General features: G+C 41.7%; 16 protein-coding genes. 12 read left to right on the top strand and 4 right to left on the bottom strand.

Annotated features, from left to right (window positions below):
* The first annotated feature begins 37 nt into the window (after window positions 1-37).
* The 10 genes from Q91_RS11075 to Q91_RS11030 all read left to right on the top strand — a co-directional run bounded on the left by Q91_RS11075 (window position 38) and on the right by Q91_RS11030 (window position 12,261).
* Window positions 38-1,279 (top strand): Rieske 2Fe-2S domain-containing protein, encoded by a 1,242-nt coding sequence (locus Q91_RS11075; protein WP_015006995.1) that lies wholly within the window; start codon window positions 38-40, stop codon window positions 1,277-1,279.
* A 13-nt stretch (window positions 1,280-1,292) separates the two neighbouring features.
* Complete coding sequence (locus Q91_RS11070; RefSeq protein WP_238538333.1) at window positions 1,293-1,775, top strand: aromatic-ring-hydroxylating dioxygenase subunit beta; 483 nt, start codon at window positions 1,293-1,295, stop codon at window positions 1,773-1,775.
* Window positions 1,776-1,779: 4 nt separating this feature from the next.
* Window positions 1,780-2,943, top strand: a complete 1,164-nt coding sequence (locus tag Q91_RS11065) for a thiolase family protein (protein WP_015006993.1) — start codon at window positions 1,780-1,782, stop codon at window positions 2,941-2,943.
* Between the two features lie 8 nt (window positions 2,944-2,951).
* Window positions 2,952-3,377: a Zn-ribbon domain-containing OB-fold protein gene (locus Q91_RS11060; RefSeq protein ID WP_015006992.1), complete on the top strand. Its 426-nt coding sequence runs from the start codon at window positions 2,952-2,954 to the stop codon at window positions 3,375-3,377.
* Window positions 3,378-4,952, top strand: coding sequence for a class I adenylate-forming enzyme family protein (locus tag Q91_RS11055; RefSeq protein ID WP_015006991.1), 1,575 nt, complete (start codon window positions 3,378-3,380; stop codon window positions 4,950-4,952).
* Between the two features lie 125 nt (window positions 4,953-5,077).
* Window positions 5,078-6,757: an aminotransferase class III-fold pyridoxal phosphate-dependent enzyme gene (locus Q91_RS11050; RefSeq protein ID WP_015006990.1), complete on the top strand. Its 1,680-nt coding sequence runs from the start codon at window positions 5,078-5,080 to the stop codon at window positions 6,755-6,757.
* Window positions 6,679-9,429: a glycosyltransferase gene (locus Q91_RS11045; RefSeq protein ID WP_190274370.1), complete on the top strand. Its 2,751-nt coding sequence runs from the start codon at window positions 6,679-6,681 to the stop codon at window positions 9,427-9,429. Before Q91_RS11050 ends, Q91_RS11045 begins: the two co-directional genes overlap by 79 nt.
* Before the next feature lie 64 nt (window positions 9,430-9,493).
* Window positions 9,494-10,336, top strand: a complete 843-nt coding sequence (gene asd, locus Q91_RS11040; RefSeq protein ID WP_015006988.1) for an archaetidylserine decarboxylase — start codon at window positions 9,494-9,496, stop codon at window positions 10,334-10,336.
* Window positions 10,337-10,437: 101 nt separating this feature from the next.
* Window positions 10,438-11,082, top strand: coding sequence for a hypothetical protein (locus Q91_RS11035; RefSeq protein WP_015006987.1), 645 nt, complete (start codon window positions 10,438-10,440; stop codon window positions 11,080-11,082).
* 3 nt (window positions 11,083-11,085) lie between these two features.
* A complete protein-coding gene (locus tag Q91_RS11030) occupies window positions 11,086-12,261 on the top strand; it encodes a nucleotide sugar dehydrogenase (protein WP_015006986.1) in 1,176 nt (391 codons plus the stop codon).
* Window positions 12,262-12,520: 259 nt separating this feature from the next.
* Here Q91_RS11030 and Q91_RS11025 read toward each other — a convergent pair whose 3' ends face one another.
* A complete protein-coding gene (locus Q91_RS11025; RefSeq protein WP_015006985.1) occupies window positions 12,521-13,204 on the bottom strand; it encodes a PhoH family protein in 684 nt (227 codons plus the stop codon).
* A gap of 617 nt (window positions 13,205-13,821) precedes the next feature.
* Here Q91_RS11025 and Q91_RS11020 point away from each other — a divergent pair.
* Window positions 13,822-14,334 (top strand): disulfide bond formation protein B, encoded by a 513-nt coding sequence (locus Q91_RS11020; protein ID WP_238538332.1) that lies wholly within the window; start codon window positions 13,822-13,824, stop codon window positions 14,332-14,334.
* Window positions 14,335-14,359: 25 nt separating this feature from the next.
* Here Q91_RS11020 and Q91_RS11015 read toward each other — a convergent pair whose 3' ends face one another.
* From Q91_RS11015 to Q91_RS11005, 3 genes are read right to left on the bottom strand one after another with little or no spacing between them, the layout of a single operon-like run.
* A complete protein-coding gene (locus Q91_RS11015) occupies window positions 14,360-15,247 on the bottom strand; it encodes a prenyltransferase (protein ID WP_015006983.1) in 888 nt (295 codons plus the stop codon).
* A gap of 17 nt (window positions 15,248-15,264) precedes the next feature.
* Entirely contained in the window at window positions 15,265-16,053 is a 789-nt protein-coding gene (locus Q91_RS11010) for an SDR family NAD(P)-dependent oxidoreductase (protein WP_015006982.1), read from the bottom strand.
* Window positions 16,053-16,679 carry an FMN-dependent NADH-azoreductase gene (locus Q91_RS11005; protein ID WP_015006981.1) on the bottom strand — a complete coding sequence of 209 codons (627 nt, stop codon included), beginning with the start codon at window positions 16,677-16,679 and terminating at the stop codon, window positions 16,053-16,055. Before Q91_RS11005 ends, Q91_RS11010 begins: the two co-directional genes overlap by 1 nt.
* A 308-nt stretch (window positions 16,680-16,987) precedes the next feature.
* On the opposite strand from Q91_RS11005, the gene Q91_RS11000 reads away from it, so the two are divergent.
* The gene (locus Q91_RS11000; protein ID WP_015006980.1) at window positions 16,988-18,211 is read left to right on the top strand and encodes an SRPBCC family protein; all 1,224 of its coding nucleotides are present in this window, start codon (window positions 16,988-16,990) and stop codon (window positions 18,209-18,211) included.

The following is an 18,211-nucleotide window of genomic DNA, read 5'->3' as shown; positions in this document are numbered from 1 at the left end:
GCCTTTTTCAGTGCAAAGGCATACATAGGAGAGCAATATGGTAAATAACATAGATTACAATCACCTGATTCAATCGGACAAGGTTCATGGGTCTTTATATACATCAGAAGATATCTATGCTGATGAAATGGAAAAGATTTTTCAAAATAGCTGGTTTTATGTCGGGCATGAAAGTGAAGTTAAGGAGGTAGGCGACTTTATTGCAAGGGATATAGGCCGCTCAGCATTGATCATGGTCAGGGATAAAGATTCTACAGTGAATGTAATGGTGAATCGCTGTGCGCATCGAGGCAATAACTTATGTAATGAAATGGAAGGCAATAAACGCAATTTTTCTTGCCTATACCATGGTTGGGTTTTTGGCTTAAATGGTGACTTGTTAGACGTACCTTATCCTGATGGCTTTACTAAAGAGAAAAAAGACCATGGGTTACAGACATTAATTACAGATAGTTATCGGGGGTTTGTTTTTGCAAGCTTTAACGAACCAACGATAAGTTTTGATGATTACTTGGGAAATGGTAAGCAGCTGATAGATCGGGCCTGTAACCTGTCTCCAGAAGGTGAGGTGGATTTAACAGGTGGTTGGGTGCGTCAAAAGTTTGATGCAAACTGGAAAATGCTGCCCGAGAATGATACGGATGGTTACCATGTAAACTATGTTCATCAATCATTTGTTCAAGTTATTCCTTCTCAATATAACGAATTTGTGGGCGGAGAAGACACCAACCAAGGGGTGATCAGAGACTGGGGCAATGGCCACACGGAAATTGATTTTGCCGCAGGCTATGTCAATACACTTGATTGGCTGGGCTCAACGGTTGAAAAGTCCAAATCATATGTTGAAAAAATGCACGCGGCATATGGCGAAGAAGAAGGCAACAAGCGGTTGTTTGATGGGCCGCCACATGCTTGTATTTTCCCTAATTTATTTTTAGCAGAAATGAATATAGTTATTTTCCAGCCGACCAGTGTTAACTCTTGTGTGCAATGGAGCACGCCGATGTTTTTAAAGGGGGTGCCAGAGTTGAACTTTAAGTTACTGAGACAAAGCGAAGGCGCATTAGGCCCTGCTGCTTTTTTATTGGCAGATGACGCAACGATAGCTGAACGCGCGCAAAAGGCGCTTCAAGCCGGTACACCTTGGTGTGATCTAAGTAGGGGGCTGGATCGAGAAACGGTAAGAGATGATGGTGTTAAGGAGTCGCGAATGAGTGATGAAACGTCAAACAGAGGTTTTTGGCACCACTATCGCTCAGTAATGTTGGGAGAAAAGTAGCATGGGGAAGCAGGTGGCATTTGAGGTAACCAGGGAGCTTGAAGCCTTTATTATTCAAGAGGCGAAGTATGCTGATGAGGGACAATACCAGGCATGGTATGAATTATGGGCAGAGGACGCCGTTTATTGGGTGCCGCGCAAAGATGGTGACGATCCAGCGAAAAAGGCATCACATTTATACGATAATTATTCGAGGCTAACAACAAGGGTTAAGCAACTCAATACCGGTAACCGATTTAGCCAAGTACCTATTTCCGGTATGCGTCGTGTCATCTCAAATTACGAGTTCTTTAACGACAATGATGACAAGTTTAGGGTAGAGGCAAATTTCTATTTACCAGAATATTCTATTCAATCGGTACATAGTTTTAGGATATGGTCTGGTCGGTATACATATATCCTTAGCCGAAAAGGAGATAGCTTTCAAATACACTTAAAGAAAGTTAATTTAGTGAATGGGCTTGAACCTATACCAACACTGTCTTTCTTAATTTAGACTGATGAGCAGGAAGCCTTTATCAGCCGTTACCGGCATTGGGATGACTGAGTTGCGTCGCGATTACACGGTGGCTTCATGGGAGTTAGCCGTTGAAGCAATTGGTATGGCGATTAGCGATGCAGGCTTAAAGCATCACGATATTGATGGATTGCTGATTAATAAAAGCCCAATTGAAGATTTATCGGCAATGCCGATGGACCTTCAGGATTATGCTGGTCTTAGGGATTTAAGTTTGCTGAATGTTGTTGAAGCAGAGGGTAGCTCAATGATCCAGACACTACAGCAAGCAACGATGGCGATTCAATCTGGCTTGGCTAAAAAAGTGGTGTGTGTGTTTGCAGACACCCCTTTGCAACCAGGTGCTTCTGCCGCAGAATCCTTTGCAATCGCAATGCCGATGATGGGTAAATTGGGAACCGAGGTCGCAAATGGTTTTTACAGCGCGATAGCCGCGTATGCAATGGCTGCCCAACGATATTTAGCGGTATACAACAGAACAACCGATGACCTTGCAGCAGTAGCAATTGCAAACCGAGAATGGGCAAGGCTTAATCCGCTAGCTAAAATAAAAAAACCGATGACGATGGCAGATCATCATGCATCACCGTGGCTCGTTGAACCACTACGGATGCTGGATTGTGCTTACCCTGTCAATGGGGCAATTGCTGTGGTGGTCAGTGATGTAGAAACCGCAAAAGCGGCCAAAGAATACCCCGCTTATATCTATGGAATGGGGCAAGGTCATAAAGGTAATACCAATCGCCGTGGTTATCAGCCCGAAATAGAAACGGGTGCAAAAATGGCTGCACAAACAGCGTTTAAGATGGCATGTGTCACGGTAGATGATATTGATGCCTGTGAATTTTATGATGCGTTTAGTATTTCCACGTTAATAAATTTAGAAATGTACGGTTTTTGTGAACCAGGAAAGGCGGCACAATTTATTGCAGAAGAAGGTATCGGTCCGGGTGGGCAATTACCCGTTAATACTGGCGGGGGGCATCTATCTGGCTATTATATGCAAGGCGCGACAGCGGTCTCAGAAGCTGTCATGCAATTACATAACCGTGCAGAAGGTCGCCAATTAAATACACTCAATAATATGTTAGTCACTGGCTATGGTGGACGGATGCAGTTCCATGCGGCGTTAGTTATGGGGCGATAGGAGGCACGATGGAATATCCAAAAGAAGATATTATTTGGCCAACGGTAGTTGATATTGCAAAACCTTATTATGAGGCAATGCAGCAACATAAGTTACTTATTCAGCATTGTTCGTCCTGCCAAACCAGTCTACCACCTGCACAAAAAGTGTGTGATGAGTGTGGTGGCAATGAACTCGAATGGTTTGAGGCTAAGGGCACAGGGGTTATATATAGTTACGTGGTTTTTCACCGTAGTTTTCACCCCTATTACGATGACAAAATACCTTATACAGTGGCCTTAGTTGAATTAACTGAAGGTCCACGAGTTATGGGCCATATAGTAGCGAGTGATGGGCAGCCATATCAAGTTGGTACAGCGGTGAGAGCACACTTTAAAAAAATAGATAAAAAAAACGAGTTGCTTTATTTTAAATTAGATGGAGAGGAGCATTAATTGACAACATTAGTTAGAGATTACCTGGTTCGTGCGGCGAAAGCGATGCCAAAAAGAATAGCTTTTTATGAAGGAGAAAGGTCTATCGATTGGGCTACGCTGAACGAGCGGGCGTGTCGGTTTGCAAAAGCCTTACAAACAAAAAATATTGGTAAGGGCGATGTGGTCGCTATTTTATCTCACGAGCACATTGAAATTTATGAGGCTTTTCATGCCTGCTTAAAATTAGGTGCGCCACGGGTTGGTGTTAACTGGCGCTATTCTCCTAAAGAAATGTTGTATGTCATCCAGAACTCAAAAGCGAAAGTAGTATTAGTACAAGCTAACTGTGTGCCATTGATGGGCAATGTTGCCGAGCAATTGATATCCGAAGGTGTTTTATTGATTGGTTATGGTGGAGATCACAACCTGCCTTATGACTATCAAGAGTTGTTGGCAAAAAGTGATGGTAAGGTTGACCTGCCCGTACTTGAAAACGATGACTTGGCAGCCATCAGTTATACATCGGGTACCACAGGTTCGCCAAAAGGCGTGCTTTTATCCCAGCATGCGCTTAAAGACGCGATGATAAATACGGTGTTAAACATGGGGCTCACGCCAGATGATGTATGGTATGCACCCACGTCATCGGCTTGGATTACCTTTGTACTCATAACAATGAATACAGTTAATGGAATGACATCAGTGCTTCCAGAGGGTGACTTTGATGTTGATCAATACTTTGAACATATTAATAAGCGGAAAGTAACGGTAACCATTATGGTGCCATTGATGATGCGCCGGATGATTCAAATCATGGAAGAAACGGACATTAAAATCCCATCCGTGCGACTAATAACCTATGGTTCATCACCAACAACGCCACAGTTAATCCGTAAAGCTGCTGAGACCTTCAACTGTGATTTAATGCAAATGTATGGTGTTACCGAAACCACAGGTGGTTGGATTTGTTTTATGAGACCAGAAGATACTGAAAGAGGTCTAAATGGTGAGGACCATCTTCTTCGTTCATGTGGTCGGCCAGCATTACATTTTGATATAGAAATTCGTGATGATAATGGCGCCGCTTTAGAGCCAAATACTAGCGGTGAAATTTGGTTAAAATCTGATACCTTAATGAGTGGTTACTTGGATTTAGAGGAGCAAACCAAAGAAGTGCTTAACAAGGGTTGGCTCAGAACTAATGATTTAGGCTATCTAGACGATGAGGGCTTTCTTTACCTAACGGATCGTAAAAATAACCTTATTATTACTGGCTCGGCTAATGTTTTTCCAAGCATGGTTGAAAATGTTTTAGATGAACATCCTAATGTTGCTGAAGTAGGTGTTATTGGTGTGCCACACCCTGAATGGGATGAGGCGGTGGTCGCGTTAATTATTGCCAAAGATAAAGCTGCGTTTGATTGCGATGAAATGGTTGCATTTAGTAAAGCAAGAATGGCAAAGTTTGAAGTGCCCAAACATATCGTACTAGTAGACGAGTTGCCAAAAGGGTTGACGGGGAAAATGCTTAAAAAAGATATGCAAGCGATGTTTAAAGATGGTCGTCTGTCGGTGCCATGGGACTTAGCTTAGGAAATACCTGCAAGCAGTTATCTGCAATTAGTTATTCGGTAAGAAGCTTGTCAGCTAACTGAAACATGGCTGTCATTTTTGAGTGTTAATGTTTGCGATATATTTTATTGCGAATAACTACTCATATGCCTGACACTGATGTCTTCTATACTGCGCTTGCTCTATTATCCTTTTTCTTTTTAATAAAAGTCTCAACACGACTGAAGCTTTCTAGGGCTAAGCATCCCTCTGTCCGAGGACATTCAAAATGGGCTAGGCGAATTGCTAAATGGGTTCCTTATTTTTCTTACGATGAAGAGGCATTCTTTAGTAGCGATGAAGCTCCAATAGCTGTCGTTAATCAACGAAAAAAGGGTTTTAAGCAGCTAAGTGAAAGCTTAGCCTGCCACTCGCCAAAATCTACCGGGTTTTATGCCAGCTTAGAAGACAGTGTATCGGATGTACGCTTTACTAATTTATATCGAGTTCCCTATCCGTACCGTAACTACCTTGGTGAGCATATAAAACCAGCCTCAATTGTCACTGAGTCCTCAGGTGTTATGCTGAAGGATCTCGATGGTCGCTGTGGAGTTGACCTGAGCGGTTCCTATGGGGTGAATGTTTTTGGCTACGATTTTTATAAGTCTTGCTTGAAAAAAGGGTTCGAAAACGCACAAAACCTGGGCCCTGTCTTGGGGCCTTATCACCCAATAATTAAAAATAATGTTGAAGAATTGAAGCGAATATCTGGTCTTGATGAGGTGTCGTTTCATATGTCTGGTACAGAAGCAGTTATGCAAGCGGTACGCTTGGCTCGTTATCATACCGGTAAGCGATATTTAGTTAGATTCTGTGGTGCTTATCATGGCTGGTGGGATGGGGTTCAGCCAGGCATTGGCAACCAACGTAAAACTAATGATGTTTATACATTACGTGATATGAGTGAACGTACGTTGAGTATTTTACGAACACGACGTGACATTGCCTGTGTGTTGGTTAATCCGTTGCAAGGGCTGCATCCAAATTCAGATGCCTCAAGTGACGCTATGTTGGTTAATAGCGAAAGAGCGGCGGCCTTTGATAAGACAGCGTATAGCGAGTGGTTACAAAAACTTCAGCAAGTGTGTAAAGAGCGCTCCATTGTATTAATTTTTGATGAGGTATTTACCGGGTTTAGGCTCTCTCATAAAGGCGCGCAAGGTTTTTTTGCTGTGCAGGCCGATTTGGTTACTTATGGTAAGACCGTAGGTGGCGGTTTACCGGTGGGTGTTTTATGTGGCAGGCATCATTTAATGCAGCGTTTTAAAGAAGATCGGCCGGCGAATGTGTCTTTTGCGCGTGGCACGTTTAACTCACACCCGTACGTTATGACCAGTATGGATGCTTTTTTACAAGCACTGCAAACAGAAGAGATTCAACGCTCATATCAAGTGCTAGAGCAGGTCTGGAACGATAGAGTGCAGCAGATGAACCAAGCATTAAAGGAAGCGAATGTGCCAGTCAAAATGGTCAACCTCAGCTCTATTCTCACTGTTTTATATACCCAACCGAGTCGCTATAACTGGATGTACCAGTATTACCTCAGGGAGGAAGGCATCCTGCTTAGCTGGATTGGAACAGGCAGGCTGATTATGAGCCATAACTTTACTGATGAGGAATTCGCTGAGGTGATTAAACACTTCGTATCGGCTGGCCTAAAGATGAAAAAAGATGGCTGGTGGTGGCAGCATTCGGCATTAACGAATAAATGGATAAAAAGGCGGATGTTGAAGGATATGGTGAAATCGGTATCAGCAAAAAGGTTAGTGCAAGAGGCGAAGCGATGATTGACTTTACATCGAATGCGGTTATTAGTGATTTTCGCCAGTCATTAAAAGATGAGTTTGGAGAGTACCTGAGTACAGCACAAGAAGGCTTGGATTACGAAAACTGTCTGAAGATTGATTTTCACTGCCATGATCACAATAGTGATGTGCCCGATGAACTTTGGGGAAGAATCCTTGGCTTACCAGAAACATGGCTTAAGACGGATAACTTGGTTAAATGTTTACATAAAAATGACTGCGACGTTGTGACGATAACCAATCATAATAATGCTCGGTCATGTTGGGAGTTAATTGCTGAAGGGAAGGATGTGCTGGTAGGTACTGAATTCACCTGCTATTTTCCTGAATATAATTTATTTGTTCATGTGTTAGCGTATGGTTTTAATGCAGAGCAAGAAAAACACCTTAATAAAACACGCGAAAATATTTACCAATTTTTAAAATTCGCAGCTGCTCAAAATATACCCGTTATATTGCCTCACCCGCTTTATTTGTATACACGTGATAACAATATCGATCAGGCTTTATTCGAGAAATTAGCGGTCATATTTCAGCGCTATGAAGTGCTCAATGGTCAACGAGATTTATGGCAAAGTGTTTTAACCTTAAATTGGGTAAAAACGTTAACGCCTGAAAAAATCAATTTGTATGCTGAAAAGCACGGTTTAACGCCAAGTGATTATGCTGTTGATCCTGACAAACCCAAGGTATTAACGGGTGGCTCGGATGATCATATGGGTGTGTTTGCAGGCGAATGTGGATCGTACCTCTATGTGCCAGACTTAGCTGAGCGCTTGAAAAAAGAAAAACCCTCTGCGTTAGCCCTAGAAGCGTTGATTGAAGGGCGTGTCGTGCCATTTGGTTATGTAGAAGAAAATCAAAAACTGAATATCGCCTTGTTGGACTACTTTGCACAAGCCGCCGTTAAAATAGAAGACCCAGGCTTACTCAGGCTGTTTTTTCACCGAGGAGAAACATCAGATAAAGTAGCCTGCTTTATTATTGCTAACTTGTTATTGGAGCTTAAAAAGAGCAAGAATTCTCAGAATTTTTTTAAATTTATTCATAAGGCGCTCCAAGGGAAAAAGCCGAGTAAACTACTGACTTGGAAGGTAAAAAAAGATTATAAATTTTGCATAGAGCACCTAGAGCGCATTGCTGATAGTAAGGTTGGGCCACCGGATGTTTTTGTTAATACAGTTAATACATCTGTTCAGGTACTCTATAAAAAACTAAGTTTACTAATTGTACAGAGGCTAAAGACGTCATCGGTTGGCTCGGGTAAGCAGTTAAACCGCTTTTCTACAGCGGATTTGACCAGTAAGTTTGAAATTCCCAGCCAGTTAACGGCGCTGTTTTATAAAGACAAACCCCAGCAAGATTCCATCAGCAATATTAATATTGGTGAGCTATTAGACCATCTATCGTTTCCTATGTTGGTGAGTATGGTTCTCTTTAGTGCAACATTTGCTAGTACACGGTTGTTATACCAAAACAGATCATTCCTTAATGACTTCTCAGAGCGTTTAGGGTGTAACCAACACCCTAAACGTGCGCTTTATTTAACCGATACGCTCAGAGATAAAAACGGTGTTTCTAATTCACTGTCAGCCAAACTTAAGGAAATTCAGCAGTCAGACTTGCCAATAGATTTCCTTGTTTGTAGTGCTGACATTGAGGAAGAGGCACATTTATATGTTGTTGAGCCAATAACAACGTTTAGTGTTGGGAAGTTTGGTGAGCAAGAACTTAGAGTGCCTGATTTTCTTGAAGTGGCGAAGGTGTTTTATGAAGGGGGTTATGATCGAATTATTTGTTCAACCGAAGGTCCTATGGCGATTGTTGCACTGGTACTTAAGCATATGTTCAATGTGCCGGCATTCTTTTTTATGCACACTGACTGGGTCGAGTTTATTAAAAATACCACAGACCTAACGCAACATGAATTAGATAGAGTTAGGCGTGCACTTCGCTTCTTTTATAAGCAATTTGAAGGCGTTTTTGTGCTTAACACGGAGCATCAGTCATGGCTCACTGGACACCATATGCAATTAGAAGAAAGTCGGGTGCACTTAACTGCACATCACGTCGGGAAATTTGATGATATTCAAGTCACGCCATTGAGAAAAGAAGAGCTGTTTAACGATGCCAACAGTGAAACACCGGTGCTGCTTTTTGCCAGCCGCTTAAGCAAAGAAAAGGGCATATTCGATTTGCCGTTTATTTATCAAGAACTGAAAAAAAGGCTGCCAGATATTCGCTTTGTGATAGCCGGGTCTGGGCCAGATGAAGACGAATTAAAGGCTCAAATGCCAGAGGCAAATTTCCTTGGGTGGGTGGATAAGCAAACAATGGCAGCTGCTTATGCAGGGCTTGATTTAAAAGTGTTCCCATCACGTTTTGATACGTTTGGAAATGTTGTTTTAGAAGCATTTACCCAAGGCATGCCAGTGATTGCATACAATACAAAAGGCCCCAAAGATATTATTGAAGATGGAATTAATGGATTTTTGGTTGAAGATAAGCAGCAAATGGTTGAGCAAATAGAGCAGTTTTTTTCAAGCAATGTTAATAAAGCGGCGATGCGAGAAAATGCCCTTAATAGATGTCAGCAATATCAAGCGGAGCCAATAATGGCTGAATTTATGACAAACCTCGACCTTAACGATTAATAAAAAAGTGAATGTCGTTGAAGGTTAGTGCGGCTTGAGACAGATGGTTTCTAGGCTAACGCGAATGGAACGGTTAAATTTCTTATTAACAAACCGTATACCCCGTAAACTTTTCACTCACCTAATGGGTTGGTACAGCAAGATACAAAGCCCAACGCTAACAAGCTTATCCATCAGTATTTGGCGTATTTTTTCACCCGATTTGGACTTTTCCGAAGCAAAAAAACATAGCTTTAATTCATTGCATGAGTGTTTTATTCGCCAACTAAAAGAAGGGGTAAGGCCGATAGATACGTACAAAGGAGGCGTTGTTAGCCCTTGTGATGGCATTGTTGGTAGTCATGGCAAGGTCGATAATGGGGTGGTCTACCAGGCGAAAGGTTTTCCCTATCACGTTGCCGATTTAATTCCGGATAAGGCGCTGCAGAAACGGCTACAAAACGGCTGTTATGTAACGTTAAGGCTAACCTCAACGATGTATCATCGTTTTCATGCACCCATCGATTGCGAGGTAGATAAGGTTACATATATCTCGGGCGACACATGGAATGTAAACCCAATTGCTTTGACCCGGATTAAGAACTTATTTTGTAAAAATGAGCGAGCGTTTATAGAGTTAAAAACAGGGCACAAAGATGAGTGTCTTGTGCTGGTGCCCGTTGCAGCTATTTTGGTGGCTAGCATGCAGTTTCACTGTTTAGCAGCCCCCCTGAATCTTCGCTATAAAGGACCTAATGTCTTGCCTTGCTCAGCCCTTTATAACAAAGGGGATGAGATGGGTTATTTTGAACATGGCTCAACTATTTTAGTTTTTGCCTCCAGCGAATTTGTAATAAACGAAGGCATTAGACAGGGCGAGTGTATAAAAATGGGTTCGCTGCTGTTACATAAAGCTACGTTTCGATAGTAATTAAAAGCTATTACAGTTCGCTAAACGGTCATGAGGGTGACATGCTAATGTCATATAAAGACGGCAAGCTGGTGTAAATTAATGATTGGAATTTCACCATGGGTTTTTTTGAAGAGCTACGTCAACAGCGCTGGGATGATCACCGTTACTATCATCATAATAGAGTAAACCAAGCGCTACATCTTTTTAGTGCAATGAGTTTTCTACTTAGTTATTACTACTTGTTTAAAGACCCAGTTGTTGCGGTTATGGTTGGTTGGTTAATTGCAATGGTGTTAAGGCAGATAGGGCACTTCTTTTTTGAACCTAAAACCTATGATGATGTTAATAACGCATCACATGAATATAAAGAGAAAGTGAAGGTGGGTTATAACCTACATCGTAAAATAATTTTATTGAGTGTTTGGCTGCTGTCGCCTCTATTTTTATTGATAAGCCCTAGTTTTTTCGGCTTATTTGAACACGCCTCATCGAGCTATGATTATTTATACAACACCTCAATTCTTTGGTTGATTGTTGGTATTGGCGCTATTTTATTTAGAACGATTCATTTGTTTTTTATTATGGGCGTTCAATCCGGTTTGGTCTGGTGTAGTAAAATTATGACAGACCCGCTTCACGACATTTTTATCTATTACAAATCACCGTACCTTTTATTAAAGGGCGATATGTATGATGAAATGAGTGATTGGTATGATGAAGATTTACAGGGCAGTCTAAAGAAAAGTGGCCGTGTGGGCTAGCGAATGAAAATAGCGATAGCAGGTGCAGGCTATGTAGGCATATCGTTAGCTCTGCTACTGTCACAACGTAATCAGGTTGTTATTTTTGATATTTCAGCAGAGAGAATTGCTTTATTAAAACAGAAAAAATCGCCTATAGACGATTCAGACGTTAAGCAGTTTTTAAAGGATGACAGTCTTTCCTTGGTGGCTACCAACGATCAATATGAGGCGTATAACGAGGCTGATTATGTCATTATTGCCACGCCCACCAATTACAATGTGGATACCAATGCTTTTGATACCTCTTCTATAGAAACGGTTGTTGGCGATGTTTTGAGCATTAACCCTGAGGCTGTGATGGTTATTAAGTCAACGATTCCAGTTGGCTATACCTATAAAGTAAGGGAGCAATACGGTACAAAAAACATACTGTTTTCGCCGGAGTTTTTACGCGAAGGAAAAGCACTGCATGACAATTTGTACCCTTCTCGCATTATTGTTGGTGAAAAATCAGAGCGAGCAAGAGTGTTTGCTAAGCTGTTGGTGGATGGTGCAAAACTGCCGGCTGATGAAATACCGATATTATATACACACTCAACGGAGGCCGAAGGGGTTAAGCTGTTTTCAAACACGTACCTTGCAATGCGGGTTGCCTACTTTAATGAACTCGATAGCTATTGCGAGTTACATCAATTAGATACGCGTCAGGTGATTGAGGGCGTTGGTCTAGACCCAAGGATTGGTAAGCATTACAACAACCCGTCATTCGGTTATGGTGGTTATTGCTTACCTAAAGATACCAAGCAATTATTATCAAACTATCAACAAGTGCCGAATAATTTAATTAAAGCCATTGTTGATGCCAACAATACGCGTAAGGACTTTATTGCCGAGCAAATTATAAAAACCCAGCCAAAGGTAGTGGGTATATATAGACTTATTATGAAGCAAGGCTCCGATAACGTTCGTTCTTCAGCCGTGCAGGGTATTATGAAGCGTATTAAAGCCAAAGGCATTGAGGTGATTGTTTATGAGCCAGTGCTGGAGGAGGCGAGTTTTTTTAATTCGCCGGTCATAAGCAATTTGGATTCTTTTAAAAGCCAAGCGGATCTTATTGTCGCCAATCGATTATCAAATGATTTACACGATGTGCTGTGCAAAGTGTATACAAGGGATTTATTTGGTAATGATGCATAGGTGAGAGCAGAATCGTTGCAGCCAATATAAGCTTATTTATAACGCACAGTTCTTTCAAATAAAATTAAGCACAGGTAGCTTGCCGAACCGTATAGTTGTGGGTAAGTTGCCTGCTTCAATTGATCAAAAACGCAAAGGGTTTGGAGCTAATATTGGTTTTCGCTGAGAAGAGGCTTTTTTATGAAAGAGCCGATAAAAAGCTGGCTACGTACTCTATGAGTAAATACATATCAGCTATTTATCGGCAAGTATGACGGTTTTAGTTGTATTGAGCGTCTTCCATAAAGGCTTCTATCCACATTTTGCATAGTGGTGAGCGAACAATGTCTTCAACTTGAAACTCTATAATAGGAACCGGTAAGTTTAATTTGTTGATCAGTTGTAGAACTTTGTGTAAGCCATTGGAGCCCATGATGTCAGATTGCATAATATCGCCATTGATGATGACTCGTGAATTGTCGCCAACACGGGTAACAAACATTTCCATTTCTTTCGGACTAGTATTTTGTGCTTCATCTAAAATAACAAATGCATCATTAAACGATCGTCCGCGCATGGTTTCAAAAGGGGCTATTTCTAAGTTGCCGTTTTTAAGCATGGTGTCATAGGTTCCGTCGCCTAATTGCTGCCGAATAACATCGGTAAATGGGGCCACCCAAGGCGCCATTTTTTCAGTTAACGTGCCAGGGAAAAACCCCAGTGACTCCGATGCAGATACATTAGGCCGTGTTAAGACAATTTTGTTAATTTCGCCATCAAAATACATACGTGAAGCTAGCGTAGCCGCTATGTATGTTTTACCTGTACCGGCGGGGCCCATCACGCAAACCATATCATTTTCAAAAATGGCTCGAATATACTCTTTCTGGGTGAAATTTTTAGCCAATATTTCCGGGCGGTTATCAACGACATAGAACTTTTCCTTTTTACGACGGGCGCTCATAAAGTTATCTCCAGATCATTTAGGGGGGGTAAAGCGAGTGATGATTAAGTATTAGGTCGAAAATAAGTAGATGGCTTGCTACAGCACATATGAAAATACTAAGTAAGCTGAAGAGCGCGATTAATGCACCCTTATCCATATTGTTTAAGCTTATTAGACTTATATGCCTGACTTTATTTTTCTTTGGTCTATTAAATACACCGTGATGGCTTATCGGTTGAGGCTTGTTATCTGCGCGCAAGTTTTTAGCAAAGGTGGCACTGTGAGCTAATGATGAGGGAGCATTAGCGACCAATGTCATCGACCTTGGTTTTTTTGAGTTTTGCTACTACCTGACGCAATCACGCTATTCATTCGAACAATCCCTGAAGCCAGTATTAAACTTAAATAGCTAATGTAGTGATGTTTTATCACAGTTCTTTAAAGCTGTATAGCCGTCATGACGGTTGATTTTGGGCTTATTTAGCTTGAAGGCTTTTTTTGCTAGACTAAGAAATAAGCATGGTCAGCTTTAGTATGGGTATTCTAAGCATTATTCTTGATATTTTACTGAGTAAGCATATAGAGCAGCCGTTAAACTGCACGATTAGTAACGAATATAAAATTGAGATATCAAGATGATGAAAGCATGTACAGCGGTATTGCCCAGTAAAAAACTAGTTTGGTTGATGCTTATTGTCTTCAGTCTTCTTTTGGAATCGGTTGCGTTAATTTATCAGTATGTTTTGGATTACCCTCCTTGCGTTGTGTGTATTCAAATACGAATTTTACTTGTTGCGATGATTGTCATTTCGTTAATAGGGCTGTTATTAAGGGCTTATATGTTTTCACGCTTTGTTAGTTTATTGGCCTTGTTAGCTGTGTGTGGTGTTTCTATCGAGCGCTCTTGGATGTTATTGGGCACAGAGCGGGGCTTTATTTTTGGCAGCTGTGGTTTTGATTTAGGCTTGCCAGCTTGGTTAGCGCTTGATGAATGGCTGCCGTTTGTTTTTAAAGTACAAACGACATGTAGTTATACACCTGAAATAGCGTTTGGCATTACGATGGCGGAAGCCTTATTGGCCTTTTTTAGTGTGATGGCCTTATTTATTGTTTATTTATTATTTGTTATTGCGAAACCAGCTGAATAGGGCTTTATCAACAATAGTGTATCGTTTAGAGCAATATTGCGATGCTAAGCAACAAGGGTATCGATACTACAACGGCAACATTGCTTGCTAGATAAAGTGGGTGTTTACCAATGCACTCTTTATGTTTTATCGCACCATATAAAGCAACGCATGCCAGTGGCATAGGCGTTAAGGCAATCCAACTTTGGCTGGGCAAATAACCAATCAAAACATTAGCAGTAATTATTAACATTGTTAAAAGTGTGAATAAACCGTAAATAAAATTACTTAGGTTAAAGCCGTAGGCAATTGGAAAGTGGTTGCGCCCTATTTGAGCATCGGCTTGTATATCGGGGTATTGATTAAGCAGTAATAGGTTATTAGCGAGTAAAAAAGGAATTACGCCAATGACAAAGCTTTTAGCCAAATATTCGCCGGTTAATACAAACTGGGTGCCCACGACCATCAAAATGCCAAAGCCTACCCCCGGTGTGAGGAGGCAAATGATGGGGCGTTTATTGATGTATTGAGTATATGTCAGTATTAAGCCTATTCCAATCAGCCCGATCGGCAATAATCGAAGGCCACAGTGCGAGAGGAAAAAACAGCCGATCAAAGTGGTTAGAAGGAGAGAAAAAATGCCAATATAGAAGACCATATTGGCATTGTCAGGGTGTTGAGGTAAGGCACCACTGCCACCTGAAAAAGGTGTTTTTATCGTGATTGAATCTAGCCCGCTTTTGAAATCAAAATATTCATTAAGGGTGTTGACGCTGATGTGGGCCAATAAAGCGCCGGTTAGTGCCAGCAACAGAATGGGAATGCTAATGTCTGGCTGGCTAGAGATCGCAATACTGGCTCCTAGGAACACACAAGCCATCGTTAAAATCAAGAACGGCAACCTCATCGATAAAGTGGCGACGGCGAGCATCATGGATTAAGAATGCTAAATTAGACGCAAGATTTTACAACACCACCATCAACGCGTACGGCAGCGCCGGTGGTTGCCGAGGCTAACGGGCTGCATAAATAGGTGACCATGTTGGCGACTTCTTGTGTATCAGCAAAACGTTTGATCAGTGACGAAGGCCGCATAGATTGGAAAAACTCTTTTTCGAATGCTTCAAACTCTTGACCGCCGCTGACCTGATCGACAAATTCAACGACACCTTCCGAGCGTGTAGGGCCAGGTAACACGGCATTCACAGTAATGCCGGTACCTGCACACGTTTCTGCTATACCGCGTGAAACTGCCAGCTGGGCTGTTTTGGTGGTACCGTAATGAATCATTTCTTGCGGAATTTGTATGGCGCTTTCACTACTAATAAAGATAATTCGCCCCCAGTTTTTTTCTCGCATATAGGGTAAATAAGCACGTGATAGTCTGACTCCGCTGAGAACGTTAACGTTAAAAAACCGTTCCCAGTCCTCATCAGGAATATCCATAAAGTCTTTTGGCTCGAAAATACCTAGGGCGTTGACTAAAATATCTATGTGAGGGCGCTCGGCGGTTAGTTGATCACAGCCTTTGCTGGTTGAAAGGTCAGCGCTTATATATTCAACCTGTGCTTGCGGATATTCAAGCAGGATTTTTTCTTTAGCTGCGACCAATTTGGCTTCACTTCTGCCGTTAATAATAAGCTGTGCGCCTTCTGCTGCGAGCGTTTTGGCGATGGCAAAACCAATGCCTTGGCTAGAGCCTGAAACGAGGGCTTTTTTATCTTTAATTTGTAAATCCATTATGTGTTTTCTCCGAGTGTTGTTGCTTTTTCCTTCGCTATAGCAATGGCATTGTTCACTGAGTTTGGGTCGGCTAAAGTGGGTTCTATCAAGACACTATTTATTTCCCTAAAGCCAATAAAGCCTAAAGCCATTTCTAGGTAAGTTTTTTGAAAATCCATGCCCTTCGCCTCAGGAGTGCTGTATTCGCCACCACGAGAATAAATGGCGGTAACCGGTTTTCCTGTCACTAACCCAAAGAAGCCGGTCTCGGGGTTAACGCTAAAAGTAAGGCCAGGTTGAGTGATGATATCAATATAGTGTTTTAACTTATAGGGGATGGAAAAATTCCACATAGGAACGCTAAGCAAGTAGCAATCAGCGTTTTTAAATTGCTCAATAAGCGTAACGATCTGTTGCCATGCAAGGGCCTCAGCTTCATTGGGGTTTTGGCCGTGTAAGACACTGTATTTGGCATTCAGGCGATCGCCATCAAACTCAGGCAAGTTCATATCCCAAATATTTAATGTGGTAACAGTATTGTCTGCTGAAACTGATTTAAAGGCACGAATGTATGTATTCGCAACATCAGTAGAACTTGAGCGTTCACCGCGTGGTGATGCTTGAATATAAAGTAGTTTGCTCATAGTGTCCTCGTAAATTATTGAGTTGATATTTACCCTAACATCCCTTAACGAAGCTGTGAATTTTTTCATATTAGATGGAGCTAATTTGCGACGGGGTTTACAAAATTTATTTCATTCGAACGATTAAAAATCTCAGAAATAGCATGGTGTTATAGGTAAAAATTAGATGACTGAAAATATAGCTTGCCAATACAAAATTTTCATAGACAGCCACGAAGCATTATGATTTACTAATTAACGTTCGTTAGAATTTTGCGGGTAAACATAAATCCCACCTTCATAGGTCGGAGAAACTTCGGAGAAAGAGAATGGGAAATGCAAGTGTTATGGCGATACCGCCACTGGGCTCACATGAACTTGGTACGGAAGCTATTCCGTCCGATCATTATTCGTCGCAAGCCTTTTTTGAGCAGGAAAAGGAAAACATATTTAAGAAAACATGGTTGATGGCAGGCAGAGAAAGTGATGTTGCCGAGCATGGCGATTATATTACTTATTTTATTGATGCCTTAGAAGTCTCCATCATCATCACTCGAGATAAGCATGGGCAAGTGAACGCTTTTTATAATGCGTGTACACACCGAGGGGCGCATGTTTTGACTGAACCATGCGGTAAAGCAAAATTTATGACTTGTGGCTTTCATGGCTGGGTCTTTGACGCTGAAGGTCAGTTAGCAGACGTGCCGGGTGAAGATCTTTTTGGTGACTTTGATAAAAGTAAATTGGGCCTTAAGCCAGTATCTGTTGATGTATGGGGTGGGTTTGTTTTTATTAACCTTGACCCCAAGCCAAGTGTTCCTCTGAAAGAGTACCTACAGCCGCTTAATGAGTCTTTTGACAAGTACCTAGGCAATAAAGATTGGACGTGGAGCTATGGCTGGCGCTCTACATTTAATGCCAACTGGAAATTATTGGTGGATGCACAAATCGAAGGCTACCACGTTGATCAGACTCACCGTAATACCATCGCGGGTGCTATCCCGGGTACTTATGCGCCAGCTGATGTTTATCCAGACAGTATTGGCGTGCCGGCAAGAGTTTGTGCATACCGGCCGGAGGAAATGATGGGTATACAAACAGACGTTGCTCTATTGTCGGCCAAGCACGGAGCCACTTCTTTGTACACAAAGTCTGAAAATGAGTTTAGCGCAGATGATGGCGCTGGTGTTTTAAATGATGATCATCCGTTGTGGATTTTTGATGCTTATTTATTATTTCCTAACGTCGTTTTATTTATCCAGAAAGGCCAAATTCTAGTTCAAAGAACGCTGCCTATTTCGCCCGATAAGTGTCTTTGGGAAGTAGATTTCTTCCACACCGGTGAAATAGAAAACTTTGGCCAATTGTTCAATTCTGAACAAGGTCGTATTCAGATTAGGGATGTATTAACCGAAGACTTGTACACGGCTGAAGGCATTCAGATGAACTTTAATGCAGGCATCATAAAAGAGATCCATATTAATAGGCAGGAAATCCCTATTCGTGCTTATTACCATCGTCTTATGAGCGCAATGAAAGGAACAGGAGAATAA

The sequence above is a fragment of the Cycloclasticus sp. P1 genome (assembly GCF_000299965.1).
Lineage (GTDB): Bacteria > Pseudomonadota > Gammaproteobacteria > Methylococcales > Cycloclasticaceae > Cycloclasticus > Cycloclasticus pugetii.
Note: the sequence above shows the minus strand (reverse complement) of the source record. Positions and strands in the feature narration are given on the sequence as shown.